We start from the raw sequence: 16,227 nt of genomic DNA on the forward strand, positions 1-16,227 counted from the left end.
TCACCTTTTTGTCAGCGCGCTGCAGCGACATTCGCGCGCATCTGCGCGATCACATCCTGGTAACTGGTCTTGGCATTGAAGATGGCCGAACCGGCGACGAAGGTGTCGGCGCCGGCGGCGGCGATCTCGCCGATGTTGTCGGCCTTCACGCCGCCGTCGATCTCCAGGCGGATGTCCTTGCCACTGGCATCGATCATCTTGCGCACCACGCGCAGCTTGTCCAGCGCCGAGGGGATGAAGGCCTGGCCGCCGAAGCCCGGGTTGACCGACATCAGCAGCACCAGGTCCAGGTCATCCAGCACCCAGTCGAGGATGTCCACCGGCGTGGCCGGATTGAGCACGATGCCCGGCTTGCAGCCCAGCGAGCGGATGAGCTGGATGGTGCGATGCACGTGGCGGCTGGCCTCCGGGTGGAAGCTGATGTAGGTGGCACCGGCCTCGGCGAAATCCGGAATGATGCGGTCCACCGGCTCGACCATCAGGTGCACGTCGATCGGCGCGGTCACGCCGTGCTTGCGCAGGGCCTGGCAGACCATCGGGCCGATGGTCAGGTTCGGCACGTAGTGGTTGTCCATCACGTCGAAGTGGACCCAGTCGGCGCCGGCGGCGAGGACGTTGTCGACTTCCTCGCCGAGGCGAGCGAAGTTGGCGGACAGGATGGACGGGGCAATGAGGCAGTTGGACATGGCCGGGCCTTGCAACGAGGGGAAAGAGGGTCAGCGCTTGCGCAGGGTCTTGATGCGGTCGTACGCGGCATTGATCCGCCGCGACTTCTGCTCGGCCTGCTGCTGCAGCTCGGGGGCGGCGCCGCCAAGCTTGTCGGGGTGGTACTGGGAGATCAGCTTGCGATAGGCGCGCTCGACCTCGGCATCGGTGGCCTCCGAGGTCAGCCCCAGCTCCCGGTACGGGTTCTCCTTGTTCAGGCGGAACCAGTCCGAATCGAAGGCGTGGCCGATCAACAGCCCGACCACCGCGCCAAACAGCGGATTGGGCCGGAACAGCAGGGCGCCGGCGATGAATCCGAGCAGTTTTCCGTACCAGCGCATGGCGCTCCGGGGTCGACCGACGAAATGGACGCTCATTTTACGTCACAGCGGGCCCGGACCGCTTTACACTAGGCCGCCCGCTGGTCAGCGGGCCCGCCGGGTCCGTTGGGCAGCAGCCGTATCGACAACGCCCCAGGAGTGCCCGTGCCAACCACGCTGTTGCAATCCGATCTCCCCGGCCTGCCCTTGCGCCATCGCGGCAAGGTGCGTGATGTGTTCGATATCCCGCGCGAGCGGCTGCCAGCCGGAACCCCGCCGGGCGAGTACCTGCTGATGGTGGCCACCGATCGCCTGTCGGCGTTCGACGTGGTGCTGCCCGACCCGATCCCGGGCAAGGGCGAGATGCTCTGCCAGGTCTCCAACTTCTGGTTCGCCAAGACCGCGCACCTGATGCCCAACCACCTGACCGGCATCGAGGTGGCCAGCGTGCTGCCCGAGGGCGTGGACCCGGCCCTGTATGCCAAGCGCGCGGTGGTCACCCGCAAGCTGAAGCCGGTGCCGGTGGAAGCCATCGCCCGCGGCTACCTGATCGGCAGCGGCTGGAAGGACTACCAGCGCACCGGCAAGGTCAGCGGCATCGACCTGCCCGACGGCCTGCGCCAGGCCGAGCAGCTGCCCGAGCCGATCTTCACCCCCTCGACCAAGGCCGCCGTCGGCGACCATGACGAGAACATCGATTTCGATGCGATGGTGAAACAGGTGGGTGCGGACCTGGCCGAGCGCGTGCGTGATGCCACCCTGCGCATCTACAAGTTCGCCGCCGATTACGCCCGCGAGCGCGGCATCATCCTGGCCGACACCAAGTTCGAATTCGGCACCGATGCCGATGGCCGCCTGTACATCATGGACGAGATGCTGACCCCGGATTCCTCGCGTTACTGGCCGGCCGACGAGTACGAAGTGGGCACCAGCCCGCCGAGCTACGACAAGCAGTTCGTGCGCGATTACCTGGAGACGCTGGACTGGGGCAAGACCGCCCCGGGCCCGAGCATCCCGGCCGGGATCATCGAGCGCACCCGCGCCAAGTACGCCGAGGCGCTGCAGCGCCTGGCCGGGATCAGCGTCGACTGATCCCCCTGCGCCCCCGGCCGGCCTGGCTGGGGGCGCTCTGAAGGCGGCAACCGCCGACGGGACGCTTCGGCCGGGATGCGGTCGACTGGGTAGAGTCGACTGTTAGTCGACTGCTCTTCGTTCCGACGGCGAAAACCCCCGCGCTGCGCGCGATAGTCGACTAACAGTCGACTCTACCCCGCCGGCTCTACACGGCCAGCCCTGCCCTGCCGCCTCCCCTCACCGCCCGGCCCCGGCGGGAGTATGCTGGCCGCATGCAGACCACCACCCAGCTTGCGCGGCCGATCGACCGCTACTTCGCCAGCTACTCCGACGACCACCGCAATGTGATCAACCAGCGCATCCATGTGGTGGCGGTGCCGGCCATCCTCTGGTCGGTAGTGGCCCTGCTGTGGTGCCTGCCGCCACTGATTACCTGGTTCCAGTACGGCATCTGGTCGGCGTTCGCGATGTTCAGCGCCTGGTGCTTCTACAACAAGCTGTCGCGCCCGCTGGGCATCGGCATGCTCATCCAGTTCTTCGTGTTCGGCTGCCTGTGCCGCCTGCTGGAGGCCGAGATCGGCCTGCACAACCTGTTCTGGCTGGCGGTGGGCGTGTTCGTGGTGGCCTGGATCGCGCAGTTCATCGGCCACAAGTTCGAGGGCCGCAAGCCCAGCTTCCTGACCGACCTGACCTACCTGCTGATCGGCCCGGCCTGGGTGATGGCCAAGTTCTACCGCAGGCTCGACTGGCGCTACTGAGGGGCCGGTGGCCGGCGGCGGTCGTCGTTTCCTGAACGGGCGGGTTCCGTCACCCGCACTCGACGGCGGCCCTGCCAGCCTGCGCCGGTGAACCGCTCCCCACGTCCCGCCCGTCGACGGCAGCCCCTGTGCGACAGGGCCTGCGGTCTCCCTGCGCGGGCGTAGGGTGTCCCCCGAGGGCAACCGGGGAGGTGATGCAGGAACGTGATGCTGCGCCGCAAAAAAGATGAATCAGCGGACGTTACATGCAATTGATCGCTGTTCGATGGGTTTCGGCGACATTTCGCAGCCTGTTATCCTCCCTGACCTGCTCGTGAATCATGGATTCCCTGCATGCTCCCCAGCCTGCCCCTGCTGCTGGCCCTGCCCTTCCTGATGGCAGCGGCCGTTGCGGCCTTCCCCCGTAGTTCGCGCTCGACTGCTGCCTGGCTGGCGGCGCTGGCGCCGTTGGGCGGGCTGGCCATCCTCGGCTGGCTGACCCCGTCCGTGCTCGATGGCCAGCTGGTGCGCACGATGGTGCCCTGGCTGCCGCAGATCGGCCTGGACTTCACCCTGCGCCTGGATGGGCTGGCCTGGATGTTCGCCGGGCTGGTGCTGGGCATCGGCGCGCTGGTGGTGCTGTATGCGCGCTACTACCTGAGCCAGCAGGACAGCGCGCACCGCTTCTACTGCTACCTGCTGCTGTTCATGGGCGCCATGCTGGGCATGGTGCTGTCGGGCAACCTGCTGTTGCTGATGATCTTCTGGGAAATGACCAGTATCAGCTCGTTCCTGCTGATCGGCTTCTGGTCGCACCGCCAGGACGCCCGCGAGGGCGCGCGCATGGCGCTGGTGATCACCGGCGGCGGTGGCCTGGCCCTGCTCGGTGGCGTGCTGCTGATCGGCCGCATCGTCGGCAGCTTCGACCTGGACGTGGTGCTGGCTGCCGGCGAGCAGATCCGCGCCAGTGCGCTGTACCCGTACGCGCTGTTCCTGGTGCTGGCCGGCATCTTCACCAAGAGTGCGCAGTTCCCGTTCCACTTCTGGCTGCCGCACGCGATGGCGGCACCGACCCCGGTCTCGGCCTACCTGCACTCGGCCACCATGGTGAAGGCCGGCGTGTTCCTGCTGGCGCGCCTGCACCCGGCGCTGGCCGGCAGCGACCTGTTCTTCTACACGGTCAGCGGCATCGGCGCGCTGACCCTGCTGATCGGTGCCTGGAACGCGATCTTCCAGCACGACCTGAAGGGCCTGCTGGCCTATTCGACGATCTCGCACCTGGGCCTGATCACCCTGCTGTTCGGCCTGTCCACGCCGATGGCGGTGGTCGCCGGCGTGTTCCACATCCTCAACCACGCCACCTTCAAGGCCTCGCTGTTCATGGCCGCCGGCATCATCGACCACGAGACCGGCACCCGTGACATGCGCAAGCTGGGCGGGCTGCGCAGGCTGATGCCGTTCACCAGTGCGCTGGCGATCATCGCCTCGCTGGCGATGGCCGGCATTCCGCTGCTCAACGGCTTCCTGTCCAAGGAAATGCTGTTCGCCGAAGCGATCACCGCGGGCGGCCCGGGCATCATGCGTACGGCGGTGTCGATCGCCGCGCTGCTGGCCGGCGTGTTCGGCGTGGCCTACAGCCTGCGCTTCGTGCACGACACCTTCTTCGGCCCCGGCCCGCACGACCTGGATCGCGTGCCGCACGAGCCGCCGCGCTGGATGAAGGTGCCGGTGGAGCTGCTGGTGGTGATCTGCATCGCGGTGGGCGTGGCTCCGGCGCTGACCGTGGCACCGGTGCTGCACGCCGCCGCTGCCTCGATTCTCGGCCCGGCCATGCCCGAGTACAGCCTGGCGGTGTGGCACGGCTTCAACCTGCCGCTGGCGATGAGCGCGATCGGCGTGGTCGGTGGCGTGGCGCTGTACTTCGGCCTGCGCAAGCTGATCAACCTGCACGGCGTGACCAACGTCAGCACCGGTCGCAACGTGTTCCATGCACAGCTGGATGCGGTGTCCGCGCTGGCCATGCGCCTGACCAACGGCATCGCCAACGGCAGCCTGCAGCGCATGCTGCTGGGCCTGGTGCTGGTGGCGATCGTGGTCGCTGCGGCGCCGTTCGTGGCCAATCCGGCCTCGCCGAACTGGACCGCACCGCAGCCGATCCCGCTGCTGGGCTGGGCGCTGTGGCTGGTGATGATGGCCTGTGCAGTGGCCACCCTGCGCGTCTACAAGCAGCGCCTGCTGGCGGTGCTGCTGGTCGGCGGCGTCGGCCTGATGGTGGCGCTGACCTTCGTGTTCCTGTCCGCGCCCGACCTGGCCCTGACCCAGCTGCTGGTGGAGATGGTCACCCTGGTGCTGATGCTGCTGGGCATGAACTACCTGCCCGCGCAATCCGGGCCGGAGCGGCCGCGCTGGCGCAAGCGCCGCGATGCGGTGATCGCGATCCTCGCCGGTGGCGGCCTCGGCGCGCTGGCCTATTCGGCGATGACCCTGCCGCCGAACACCATGGCCGGCGAACTGCTGGGCCGGGCGCTGCCCGAGGCGTATGGGCAGAACGTGGTCAACGTGATCCTGGTCGACTTCCGCGGCTTCGATACCTTCGGCGAGATCACCGTGTTCGGCATCGCCGCGCTGGTGGTGCATGCGCTGCTGCGGCGTACGCGGATGGCACCGGAGCAGATCATGCCCGGCCCGCCGATCAAGCTGCCGGTGCCGGCCGACCTGGCCCAGATCATGTTCCCGCTGACCCTGACCGTGTCGATCTTCCTGTTCCTGCGCGGCCACAACGCGCCGGGCGGTGGCTTCATCGCCGGCCTGGTGCTGGCAGTGCCGCTGCTGATCCAGTACGTGATCCAGGGCACCGCGTCGGTGGAATCACGCTTCGGCTTCGACTACATCCGCTGCATCGGCATGGGCCTGCTGATCGCCCTGCTCAGTGGCAGTGCCTCGATGCTGTTCGGCGTGCCGTTCCTGACCAGCGGCCACCTCGATCTGCACCTGCCGCTGATCGGCGACGTACCGCTGGCCAGCGCGATCGGCTTCGACATCGGCGTCTACCTGGTGGTGTTCGGCGGCGCCATGCTGATGCTGTCGATGATGGGCACGATCAAGCCATCGCGCACCCGTATCGCCCGCAAGGGCGAGATCGACCTGCAACGCCGTTCGGCACGCACCGGGGAGATGCACTGATGGAACTGGCCCTGGCCACCGCGATCGGCGTGCTGACCGCCATCGGCATCTACCTGCTGCTGCGTGCACGCAGCTTCGATGTGATCCTCGGCATGACCTTCCTGTCCTACGCGACCAACCTGCTGATCTTCGCCGGTGGCCGCGTGGTGCTGGGCAAGGCGCCGGTACTGCAGGAGGGCGTGGACAGCCACCTCGGCAACTACACCGACCCGCTGCCGCAGGCACTGGTGCTCACTGCCATCGTCATCGCGTTTGCGATGACCGCCGTGAGCATCGTGCTGGCCATGCGCAGCCGCAGCGACAACCACAGCGACCACGTGGACGCCCACGAGCCGGATGACGACCTGCAGGACGAGAGCGTGCCGCCGCGCCAGGGCGAGGACCGCGCATGAACCATCTGGTGATCCTGCCGATCCTGATTCCGCTGTTGGGTGCTGCGCTGTCGCTGTTCGTCGAACACCGCCGCTATGGCCCCAGGGTGCAGCGCGCGGTGGCCTGGACCTCGCTGTCGGCGCTGGCTCTGGCGGTGGGCCTGCTGTTCGCCACCACCGCCAGCGGTGAGATCAACGTCTACCTGCTGGGCGACTGGCCGTCGCGGCTGGGCATCGCGCTGGTGGCCGACCGGCTGTCGGCGTGGATGCTGCTGACCACCCTGCTGCTGGCCATCCCCTGCCTGCTGCATGCCTGTTCGGGCTGGGACCGCCGTGCGCCGCACTTCCATGCGCTGTTCCAGTTCCAGCTGGTCGGCCTCAACGGCGCCTTCCTGACCGGCGACATCTTCAACCTGTTCGTGTTCTTCGAGGTGATGCTGATCGCCTCCTACGGCCTGCTGCTCAGCGGCGGCCGTGGCCTGCGCATGCGCATCGGCCTGCACTACGTGGTGTTCAACGTCAGCGCCTCGACCCTGTTCCTGATCGCGCTGGGCCTGCTGTATGCCTCGCTGGGCTCGTTGAACATGGCCGAGCTGTCGCAGCGCATCGCCGAGGTGCCGCCGGCGCAGCTGACCTTGGTCAAGGCGACGATGGGCTTGTTGCTGCTGGTGTTCTGCGCCAAGGCCGCGCTGATGCCGCTCTATCTGTGGCTGCCGGAAGCCTATTCGCGTGCACCGGCGGCGGTGGCCGCGCTGTTCGCGATCATGACCAAGGTCGGCCTGTACGCGGTGCTGCGCATCCAGATGCTGTGGTTCGGCGACGACGCCGGTGCGATGGCCGGCTACGGCCGCGACTGGCTGCTGTGGGCCGGTGTGGCGACGCTGGTGCTGGGTGGCCTGGGTGCATTGGCCGCGACCCGACTGCGCGTGTTGATTTCGTACCTGGTGATCGTCTCGGCGGCCACGCTGTTCATCGCCTTCGCCGTGGGTACGCCACAGGTGCTCTCCGCTGGCCTGTACTACCTGCCGCACAGCAGCTTCGTCGCCGCCGCGCTGTTCCTGATTGCCGACCTGATCCGCCGCCGCCGCGGTGGCGCCAGCGACCGCAAGGAAGTGGTCGCGCCGATGCCGGGCAAGGAAACCCCGGCGGTGCTGTTCCTGATCGGCGCGGTATCGGTGGCCGGCCTGCCGCCGCTGTCCGGCTTCCTGGCCAAGGCCGCGCTGCTGGCCGGCATGCCGGCACAGTACACCGGCCCGGTATGGACCGCGGTGCTGGTCAGCAGCCTGCTGGTGATCATGGGCCTGACCCGTGGCGGCATCCGCCTGTTCTGGCGCGTGCCGCCGGTCGATCCGGAGACGCCGCCGCCACGCAAGGCACGGCTGCGCCGGGTCGAGCTGTATGCCGCCTGCATCCTGCTGGCCTACGGCATCGGCATGACCCTGGCCGCCGCGCCGTTGATGCGCTACACCGACGCCACCGCCGCACAGCTGCTGCACCCCAGCGAGTACGTGCAGCAGCTGCGCGCGACCACGCCGGAGATCCGCCAGCCATGACCGCCCAGCGCTCCCTGTTCCGCCGCATCATTCCCGGGCCGATGCTCAGCATCATGGTGGTGGCGTTCTGGCTGCTGATGTCCGACAGCTTCACCCTCGGCCAGATCGTGCTGGGGCTGGTGCTGGGCGTGGTGGTGCCCCTGTTCGCCGCACGCCTGGACCGCGAGTTCGCCCGCATCGGCACGTTGCGGCCGCTGCCGAAACTGCTGTGCGTGACCCTGTGGGACATCCTGATGTCCAACATCCGCGTGGCCATCCAGGTGCTGGGCCCGGAGAAGAACATCCGCCCGGGCTTCATCTGGCTGCCGCTGGACATCGCCAACATCCACGGTATCGCCGCACTGACCAGCATGATCACGCTGACCCCGGGCACGGTCTCGGCCGTGCTCAGCGACGACCGCAGGTTCCTGATGGTGCATGTGCTGCACCTGGAGGATCCGCAGGACCTGATCGACACGATCAAGCGACGTTACGAAGCCCCGTTGATGGAGATCTTCCCATGACTGGATTCCAGATCATCCAGACCACGCTGGTGGTGTGCATGCACGTGGTCGGCCTGGCCATGCTGCTGGCCACCTGGCGCCTGCTTCGCGGCCCGACCGTGCCCGACCGCATCCTGGCGCTGGACACCCTGTCGGTGACCGCCATCGCCGAACTGATGCTGTTCGGCATGTACCTGAACTCCGCGATCTACTTCGAAGCCGCACTGGTCATCGCCATGCTCGGCTTCGGCAGCACCGTGGTGCTGAGCAAGTTCGTGCTGCGCCGGGACATCGTCGAATGATCACCGCGATCCAGATCGGCCTGTCGATCCTGCTGCTGTTCGGCTGCTTCTTCATCCTGGTCGGGGCATTGGGCCTGGTGAAGCTGTCCACGTTCTTCAAGCGCCTGCATGCCCCCACCAAGGCCAGCACGCTGGGCGTGGGCTGCGTGCTGGTGTGTTCGGTGTGCTACCACATCTTCCTCGGCCAGGACCCGCAGCCGCGTGAGCTGCTGATCACCGTGTTCCTGTTCATCACCGCGCCGATCAGCGCACACATGATGGCCAAGGCCGCGCTGTCGCTGCTGATGGAGAAGCGTCCCAGCCTGCCGGGCAACGAACCGGTCGCCGAGGAACAGCTGCCGCCGCCGGAACCGGTGCGGGAAGAAGAAACCACACAGAAACGGTAGTGCCGGCCGCTGGCCGGCAGGGTGACGCCCGGTGGGTGCCGACCGTTGGTCGGCACAGACAATCAACCGCATCCACGCATGGCGTGGATCTACAGGGCCGGTGCGCCCACCAGCAGCACTTCCAGCACCAGCCAGCCGACGAACGCGACCAGCAGGATCACGCCTTCGCCGCGGTTGATCTTCAGGTCACCACGCAGCATCGGGTACAGCACCAGCGCGAACGCCAGCAGCGCCGGCAGTTCCAGGCGCACGAACGAGGCCGGCAGCGCCAGCGGCTGCAGCATGGCCATCGCGCCGATCACCAGCAGCAGGTTGACCGCGCTGGAACCCAGCACATGCCCCAGCACCATGTCGCCATGACCGCGACGCGCGGCGGCGATGGCGGCGGCGACCTCCGGCAATGCGGTGCCGATGGCCACCGGCAGCAGGCCGACCAGCAACGGCGTCCAGCCCAGCGCGGTTCCGAAATCAGCCGCCGCACCGACCACCAGGCGTGCGCCCCAGTACAGCGTCAATGCGGCAATCAGCACGCGCAGGATGTTCAACGGCAGGCTGGTGCGGCTCAGCGCGGATTCGGCGATGGCTGCCTGCACCTCGGCGCTCTCGCGGCCGCCCCGGCGCAGCAGCACGACCTGCATGACGATGAAGCCGGCGACCAGCACGCCGCCTTCCCAGCGCACCAGCCGGCCGTCGAGGCCGAACAGGATCAGCAGCGCAGCGGCCGCCAGCAGCGACCACCACAGCACCGTCTGCAGGCGCGCGCGCAGCAGCAACGGTGCGGCGATCGCCGCCAGGGCCAGGGTCACGCCCAGGTTGGCGATGCTGCTGCCCACCGCATTACCCAATGCCAGCTCCGGTTGGCCGACCGCCAACGCCCGCGCGTTGACCGCCAGTTCCGGCAACGAGGTGGTCACCCCAAGCAGCAGCAGGCCGGCGGTGAACGGGCTGGCCCCGAAGCGCTGGGCCAGGCCGGACACGGCCTTGACGATGGAGTCCCCGCCCAGCGCCAGCAACAGCAGGCCGAGCAGGAACCAGGCAATGGCAATGGCGATCATCGAGCACTCCCCCAGCGGTCGTGGCGCGATTCTACGCTGGCCCCGCGCGCGTGGCTGGGCCGTGGATCAAGGATCAGCCACAGCCTTCCACGTAATCGACCTGCGGAGTCTTGCCGACCCGCCATGCGCCGACCTTGCCGTCGGCACCCAGCGCGAAGTCGATCACCGCATCGCCTTCCTGCGCCGGGCGCACACGCAGGTGCTGGGCCTTCTCGTCGTACTTGTCAGGGCCGACATCGGCGCGCTCGGGGTACAGCACCTGCAGCTCGCCCAGGGTCATGCCGACCTTGCCGCCGCCCGGTGCGATGATCGCGGCGCTGCGCACGTCATAGCGCACCAGCTTGCGGCCTTCGATCATCAGGCGCGGATCCTCGGCGTCCTGCGGACGCAGGAAGTAGCAGCCATCGTTGCTGTCGTCGGCCGGCAGCGGCTTGCCGGCCGCATCGGTGCCGAGCCCCTGCAGCGGCGTTCCAAATCCCGTGCGGACCTCGGCGATGCTGGCGCCCAGCTTGGCGCCTGCGAAGCCGTCCAGGCGCGCTGGGCTGTCAGCCCGGAGGTCATTGGCGGGGCGGGCGGCCAGATCCGGATCCGCCGACTGTGCCGGCCCGGTTGCCGAAGCGGTTTCCGCCGGCGTGTCACTGCCGCTGCCCGCGGCGCCCTGTTTGTCGGAGCCACCGTTGCAGGCGGTAAGCGAAAGGAGCATCAGACCAGCAATCGGAAGGTGTTTCATCAGTGCGGTTCCCTGGCACGAAGGTGGCTGCACGCTAGCGCAATGCGCGTGCAGGCGCTGCATTGTCATCGCGGTTTCATCGCCTTCGTTCAGGCTCGGCCTGCACCGACTCGCCAGTCCCTTCCATGCAACCGCGCAAGACCGATCTCGCCCGAACCGCGCTGCAGGCCCACCGCGCGCCGCTGGACATGCGCCAGCGCCGGCTGCTGATCCTGTGCGACGGCCAGCGCACTGTCGCCGAGCTGACCGACCTGCTCGGCCAGGAAGCGCCCGCCATGGTGATCCAGCTGGTGCAGAGCGGTTACCTGGACACCGGGCCGACCACAGCACCGCTGCCGGCGCCCGCCGCACCGGCCGCACGACCCGCTGCGCCACCGGCCCCGACGCCCGTCACGGCCAGGGCGCCCGCACCAGCGCCCACCGCGCCGGTCGAACGCCGCCGCTCGCTGGTGGCCGCGCGCATCTATGTACTGGGCATCCTGGAAATGCAGCGCCACCCGCAGGCGGCGGCGCTGTTCCGCGACCTGCAGCAGGCGCGTGCGGAAGACGAAGTGCTGCAGCGGCTGCAGTCGGCGATGCAGATGCTGCCCGGCCTGACCTCGGACGGCTATTGCCAGCGCGTGCGGCAGCGCCTGCTGGAGGCACTGCCGCTGGAGCATTGCGACGCCTTCGCCGAAGCCGCGTAAGCGCAGTTCCGGCGGGAATCATCCACGCCATGCGTGGACACGGTCAGGGTCCGTGCCGACCAAGGTCGGCACCTACCAAGCTAGCGGGACGGCCGGAAATTGTTGCGCAGGCCGTTCCAGCACTGCTGGTAATCGCCCTGGCGATGGCCGGCGGCCAGCGCCTGTCCGGTCGGCCGGATCACCGCGCGGGTCTCGAACATGAAGGCCATGGTGTCCTTGATCACGTCCGCCTTCGACAGATCGGCATTGGAGGCCTTGTCGAAAGTCGGTGCATCCGGGCCGTGCCCACTCATGCAGTTGTGCAGCGACGCCCCGCCGGGCACGAAGCCTTCGGCCTTGGCGTCGTACGCGCCATGCACCAGGCCCATGAACTCGCTGGCGATGTTGCGGTGGAACCACGGCGGACGGAACGTGTTCTGCGCCACCAGCCAGCGTGGCGGGAAGATCGCGAAGTCCATGTTGCTGGTGCCCGGTGTGTCGCTGGGCGAATGCAGCACCAGGAAGATCGACGGGTCCGGGTGGTCGTAACTGATCGAGCCGATGGTGTTGAAGCGGCGCAGGTCGTAGCGGTACGGCGCGTAGTTGCCGTGCCATGCCACCACGTCCAGCGGCGAATGGTCGATCGGGGCGCGCCACAGGCGGCCGTCGAACTTGGCGATCAGTTCGAAATCACCGTCCACGTCCTCGAACGCCGCGTGCGGGGTCTCGAAGTCGCGTGGGTTGGCCAGGCCGTTGGAGCCGATCGGGCCGAGGTCGGGCAGCTTCAGCAGCGCGCCGTAGTTCTCGCAGATGTAGCCGCGGCTCGGGCCGTCGGGCAGTTCCACCCGGAAGCGCACGCCACGCGGGATCACCGCGATCTGCTGCGGCTCGATCTCGATCACGCCCATCTCGGTCAGCAGGCGCAGCGCGCCCAGCTGCGGCACGATCAGCAGCTCGCCATCGGCGTCGTAGAAATAGCGGCCGACCATGTCGCGGTTGGCAGCGTAGAGGTGGATGCCCACGCCGGCATGCGCATCGGGCGAGCCGTTGCCGCCCATGGTGTACAGGCCTTCGACGAAGTCGGTCGGCAGCTCCGGCAACGGCAGCGGGCTCCAGCGCAGCTGGTTCGGCGAGGCCGGCTGTGCGCCGAAATCACACTGCAGCTGCGACTGCGCGAACGGGGTGAACTCGCCGTGGGTGACCGCCGGGCGGATCCGATACAACCAGCTGCGGCGGTTGCTGCCGCGCGGCGCGGTGAAGGCGGTGCCGGTCAGCTGTTCGGCATACAGACCGTGGGCCACCTTCTGCGGCGAGTTCTGCCCGACCGGCAGTGCACCGGCCACGGCCTCGGTGGCGAATTCGTTGCCGAAACCGGACTGGTAGCCGCGGGCGGTGAGGGCGGTGGACATGGGAACTCCAGAGATTGCCGGCCAGCAGCCGGCACTACCATGTGGACAGGCTAATGTCGGCGGGAGGCCGACATTGCCTGCAGACCTTACAGCACGCCGCGGCGGATCTGGTCGCGCTCGATGCTCTCGAACAGCGCGGTGAAGTTGCCTTCGCCGAAGCCTTCGTTGCCCTTGCGCTGGATGATCTCGAAGAAGATCGGGCCGATGCAGTTCTGGGTGAAGATCTGCAGCAGCTTGCGCTGGTGGGTTTCCGGATCGGCGTCGATCAGGATCTTGTTCTTCGCCAGGCGCGCCACGTCTTCACCGTGGTTCGGCACGCGCTGGTCGATCACGTCGAAGTAGGTCTCCGGCGTGTCGAGGAAGTCCACGCCCTGCGCGCGCATCGCTTCGACGGTCTCGTAGATGTTCTCGGTAAAGCAGGCGATGTGCTGGATGCCCTCGCCCTTGTACGCGTCCAGGTATTCGTTGATCTGGCTCTTCGGGTCGGACGATTCGTTCAGCGGGATGCGCACGATGCCGTCCGGCGCGGTCATCGCCTTGGACACCAGGCCGGTCTTCAGGCCCTTGATGTCGAAGTAGCGGATCTCGCGGAAGTTGAACAGGCGCTCGTAGTAGTCCGACCACTGCTGCATGTTGCCGAAGTACAGGTTGTGGGTCAGGTGGTCGATGAAGGTCAGGCCGAAGCCGACCGGGTGCAGGTCGGTGCCGGCGATCTGCTCGTAGTCGCCGTCGAAGATGCTGCCGGCGCTGCCATAGCGGTCGACCAGGTACAGCATGCAGTCGCCGATGCCCTTGATGACCGGCGCGTTGACGGCCTTGCTGTCCGGCTTGAAGGCGATGGCTTCGGCGCCGTTGCCCAACGCGGTCTGGTAGACCTCCTGGCCCGGCTTCTTGAAGCGGATGGCGAAGCCGCAGGCGCACGGACCATGCTTTTCGGCGAAGTCGGCAGCGAACGAATCGGGGTCTTCATTGACCAGGAAGTTGACGTCGCCCTGGCGATAGACGGTAATCGGACGCTGCTTGTGCTTGAGCACCGCGCTGAAGCCCATCTTCCGGAAGTACTCGTGCAGCTCCTGGCCACGGCCGGCCGGGGCGGCGAATTCGACGAACTCGAAGCCGTCGATGCCCATCGGGTTCTCGAAGGTGGTGACCTGCATGCCGGGGTTGGGGTGCGAGGCGGTCGGGACTGCGGTATTCATGGCGTGGCTCCGAATCGGTACCGCATCGGTACAAACCAGGTGCGGGCAGGTAGGGACCCGGCGAGAATGCAGGGTCTGGACCTACCCCTTATAGTTACACTTGAAACCACCAGCAAGGTGCACCGCAACATGAGCCCCGAACCCGCCTCGACCCGCCTGCGTGCCTCGCACGTCCTGCTCGACCTGGAACAGTTCCTGCCCTACCGGCTGAGCGTGCTGTCCAACCGGGTCAGTGGCAACATCGCCAAGCTATACGGCGATCGTTACGGCCTGGCGATTCCCGAGTGGCGGGTCATCACCATCCTGGCGCTGTACCCGGGCTCGTCGGCCAGCGAGGTCTCTGACCGCACGGCGATGGACAAGGTGGCAGTCAGCCGCGCCGTGGCCCGCCTGCTGGAGCGTGGCTTCATCAAGCGCGAGACCCATGGCGACGACCGCCGTCGCTCGGTGCTGGCCCTGTCGGCGGCCGGCTTCGAGGTGTACGAGACCATCGCGCCGATGGTGATCGAGATCACCCGCAAGCTGATGTCGGTACTGAGCGACGAGGAAGAGCAGGTGCTGGAGAAGCTGATCCTGCGCCTGGCCGGCGACGGCCTGGAGCGGATGGGCGAAGGGGTCTGAAAGAAAAAGGGACGGAGGGGATTAAGTCGTTTCAGGCACACGTGTGCTGATTGCGGCTTAATCCCCTCCGTCCCCTTTTTCAGCTCAGGTGCTTGCGCCGCGCGTGGATCCACGGCACCGCCAGCGCGGCGATGGCGCCGCCGGCGAAGCCCAGTGACGCCGCGACGGTGGCCGCTTCGACCGCCCCCGGCAGTGCCAGCGCGGCAGCCACCAGCAGCAGTGACGGCAAGCCGACGAAGGTACCCAGGAAGAAGTGCCAGCGCGGCGACCAGGTGTTGAGCTGCAGCAGGCTGACCGGCTGCCAGGCTTCGGAGGCGGCGTCTTCGGCGATCTTCGCCACCACCTTGCCCAGGTCCACTTCGGGCAGCGCGCGGCCGAGCCGGGCGGTGGCCAGCACTTCGGCAACCGCCTCCACCGGCGGGAAGCTGGTCGGCCACGCGACCGGTGCCGGCACGCCGTAGGCGGTCAGCAGCGGCACGCTCAGCCACGGCGCCACCAGCGGGCGCATGCGGCGTCGGCCATGCACGCACCAGATCTGCGGCTGGCCGTGCGCGGTGACGCTGTACAGCGCCAGCTCGTTGGCCGGCGGGTAGCCCAGCATGGTCACCCGCGCCGCCAGGCTGTCCTGGCCCATCGCACGCAGGAAGCCGGGGCGGCTGCGCCCTTCCTGCATCCACGCCAGGCCCAGCGCCCCCACCAGGTACGCCTCGGCCACGTCCTTGCTGCCGGCGGTGGCGCGCTCGTCACTGGCCAGGTACCAGGCCAGTGACTTCGGTTCGGACACATCATCCAGCCCCCAACGGCTGTCATCGCCCAGCACGTGGCGCACCGGCAGCCGCGCAGGGGCGGTCTCGCCCCGCTCGCCCGGCTGCAGGAACGGCAGCACGCCCTGGATGAAGGTGGACAGCTCGATCGCGCGCACGCCATGGCCCTGCCATTCCGGCGGCAGCAACCCGGCCAGCTGGCCCCCGGCGGCCAGCGCGTCGAGCCGCGATTTCTGCTCGACCAGCTTCTGCACCGCACCCTTCAGCACCACGTTGTCGGGCAGCGCGATCTGCGGCAGGCGGTGGCGCGGGGGGGCCAGTTCGACGGTGTCCTGGCCGGTGCCCGCGTCATCCAGCAGCGCTTCCTGCGGCGGCAGGGTCACGCCGTCACCTGCCCCAGCGTCGGCCAGGTCGCTGGCAGCTTCGGGCAATCGTTCGGCGTGGTCGCTGTGCATGGGGCGTTCCGGTAGGTTGCGTCGACGGAGCGTCGACTGAAGTCCTTGCCGGTAACGGCGTACGTGCGGTGAAGTTGAGACGCCAATTCGGAGAGTGTGACGGCGCGCGCAGTAGATCCGCGCGGGGCGTGGATGCGAGCCAGGATCAGTGCCGACCAACGGTCGGCACCCACCGGGCACCACGGCCAACGGTCGGTATCCACCGGGCATGCCGGC

17 protein-coding genes are annotated in these 16,227 nt (G+C 67.9%); 10 read left to right on the forward strand and 7 right to left on the reverse strand.

From position 1 onward, the window contains the following. Nucleotides 1-11: 11 nt before the first annotated feature. Together rpe and VN11_RS19995 are read right to left on the reverse strand one after the other, a co-directional pair. Nucleotides 12-686, reverse strand: coding sequence for a ribulose-phosphate 3-epimerase (gene rpe / locus VN11_RS19990; RefSeq protein WP_032127160.1), 675 nt, complete (start codon nucleotides 684-686; stop codon nucleotides 12-14). 30 nt (nucleotides 687-716) lie between these two features. Next, a complete protein-coding gene (locus VN11_RS19995) occupies nucleotides 717-1,046 on the reverse strand; it encodes a J domain-containing protein (protein WP_005411327.1) in 330 nt (109 codons plus the stop codon). Between the two features lie 144 nt (nucleotides 1,047-1,190). On the opposite strand from VN11_RS19995, the gene VN11_RS20000 reads away from it, so the two are divergent. The 8 genes from VN11_RS20000 (at nucleotide 1,191) to VN11_RS20035 (ending at nucleotide 9,113) form a co-directional block, all read left to right on the forward strand. Beyond that, entirely contained in the window at nucleotides 1,191-2,117 is a 927-nt protein-coding gene (locus tag VN11_RS20000) for a phosphoribosylaminoimidazolesuccinocarboxamide synthase (protein ID WP_053450998.1), read from the forward strand. A 254-nt stretch (nucleotides 2,118-2,371) separates the two neighbouring features. Then, nucleotides 2,372-2,857 (forward strand): DUF962 domain-containing protein, encoded by a 486-nt coding sequence (locus VN11_RS20005; protein WP_053450999.1) that lies wholly within the window; start codon nucleotides 2,372-2,374, stop codon nucleotides 2,855-2,857. A 333-nt stretch (nucleotides 2,858-3,190) separates the two neighbouring features. Next, on the forward strand, nucleotides 3,191-6,019 hold the full coding sequence (locus VN11_RS20010) for a monovalent cation/H+ antiporter subunit A (RefSeq protein WP_053451000.1): 2,829 nt from the start codon (nucleotides 3,191-3,193) through the stop codon (nucleotides 6,017-6,019). Continuing rightward, nucleotides 6,019-6,411 (forward strand): Na+/H+ antiporter subunit C, encoded by a 393-nt coding sequence (locus tag VN11_RS20015; RefSeq protein ID WP_049428077.1) that lies wholly within the window; start codon nucleotides 6,019-6,021, stop codon nucleotides 6,409-6,411. Before VN11_RS20010 ends, VN11_RS20015 begins: the two co-directional genes overlap by 1 nt. Next, nucleotides 6,408-7,943: a monovalent cation/H+ antiporter subunit D gene (locus VN11_RS20020; RefSeq protein WP_053451001.1), complete on the forward strand. Its 1,536-nt coding sequence runs from the start codon at nucleotides 6,408-6,410 to the stop codon at nucleotides 7,941-7,943. Before VN11_RS20015 ends, VN11_RS20020 begins: the two co-directional genes overlap by 4 nt. After that, on the forward strand, nucleotides 7,940-8,446 hold the full coding sequence (locus tag VN11_RS20025; protein ID WP_053451002.1) for a Na+/H+ antiporter subunit E: 507 nt from the start codon (nucleotides 7,940-7,942) through the stop codon (nucleotides 8,444-8,446). Before VN11_RS20020 ends, VN11_RS20025 begins: the two co-directional genes overlap by 4 nt. After that, nucleotides 8,443-8,727: a K+/H+ antiporter subunit F gene (locus VN11_RS20030; RefSeq protein WP_006399171.1), complete on the forward strand. Its 285-nt coding sequence runs from the start codon at nucleotides 8,443-8,445 to the stop codon at nucleotides 8,725-8,727. The genes VN11_RS20025 and VN11_RS20030 overlap by 4 nt, the downstream gene beginning before the upstream one ends. Next, nucleotides 8,724-9,113 (forward strand): Na+/H+ antiporter subunit G, encoded by a 390-nt coding sequence (locus VN11_RS20035; protein ID WP_053451003.1) that lies wholly within the window; start codon nucleotides 8,724-8,726, stop codon nucleotides 9,111-9,113. Before VN11_RS20030 ends, VN11_RS20035 begins: the two co-directional genes overlap by 4 nt. Nucleotides 9,114-9,202: 89 nt before the next feature. Here VN11_RS20035 and VN11_RS20040 read toward each other — a convergent pair whose 3' ends face one another. Further along, nucleotides 9,203-10,168: a sodium:calcium antiporter gene (locus VN11_RS20040; RefSeq protein ID WP_053451004.1), complete on the reverse strand. Its 966-nt coding sequence runs from the start codon at nucleotides 10,166-10,168 to the stop codon at nucleotides 9,203-9,205. A 73-nt stretch (nucleotides 10,169-10,241) separates the two neighbouring features. Further along, nucleotides 10,242-10,898 (reverse strand): hypothetical protein, encoded by a 657-nt coding sequence (locus VN11_RS20045; RefSeq protein ID WP_053451005.1) that lies wholly within the window; start codon nucleotides 10,896-10,898, stop codon nucleotides 10,242-10,244. A gap of 125 nt (nucleotides 10,899-11,023) precedes the next feature. Here VN11_RS20045 and VN11_RS20050 point away from each other — a divergent pair, with 125 nt between their 5' ends. Beyond that, a complete protein-coding gene (locus tag VN11_RS20050; protein ID WP_053451006.1) occupies nucleotides 11,024-11,584 on the forward strand; it encodes a hypothetical protein in 561 nt (186 codons plus the stop codon). 80 nt (nucleotides 11,585-11,664) lie between these two features. Here the strand turns inward: VN11_RS20050 and hmgA are convergent, their stop codons facing one another. Next, nucleotides 11,665-12,972 carry a homogentisate 1,2-dioxygenase gene (gene hmgA / locus VN11_RS20055; RefSeq protein WP_053451007.1) on the reverse strand — a complete coding sequence of 436 codons (1,308 nt, stop codon included), beginning with the start codon at nucleotides 12,970-12,972 and terminating at the stop codon, nucleotides 11,665-11,667. An 86-nt stretch (nucleotides 12,973-13,058) separates the two neighbouring features. Beyond that, nucleotides 13,059-14,171 carry a 4-hydroxyphenylpyruvate dioxygenase gene (gene hppD, locus VN11_RS20060; protein ID WP_008264994.1) on the reverse strand — a complete coding sequence of 371 codons (1,113 nt, stop codon included), beginning with the start codon at nucleotides 14,169-14,171 and terminating at the stop codon, nucleotides 13,059-13,061. A gap of 129 nt (nucleotides 14,172-14,300) precedes the next feature. Here hppD and VN11_RS20065 point away from each other — a divergent pair, with 129 nt between their 5' ends. Next, entirely contained in the window at nucleotides 14,301-14,792 is a 492-nt protein-coding gene (locus VN11_RS20065; protein WP_053451008.1) for a MarR family winged helix-turn-helix transcriptional regulator, read from the forward strand. Between the two features lie 79 nt (nucleotides 14,793-14,871). Here VN11_RS20065 and VN11_RS20070 read toward each other — a convergent pair whose 3' ends face one another. Next, nucleotides 14,872-16,011: a hypothetical protein gene (locus VN11_RS20070; RefSeq protein WP_053451009.1), complete on the reverse strand. Its 1,140-nt coding sequence runs from the start codon at nucleotides 16,009-16,011 to the stop codon at nucleotides 14,872-14,874. Between the last annotated feature and the right edge of the window lie 216 nt (nucleotides 16,012-16,227).

This window comes from Stenotrophomonas maltophilia (assembly GCF_001274595.1).
GTDB classification, from domain to species: domain Bacteria; phylum Pseudomonadota; class Gammaproteobacteria; order Xanthomonadales; family Xanthomonadaceae; genus Stenotrophomonas; species Stenotrophomonas forensis.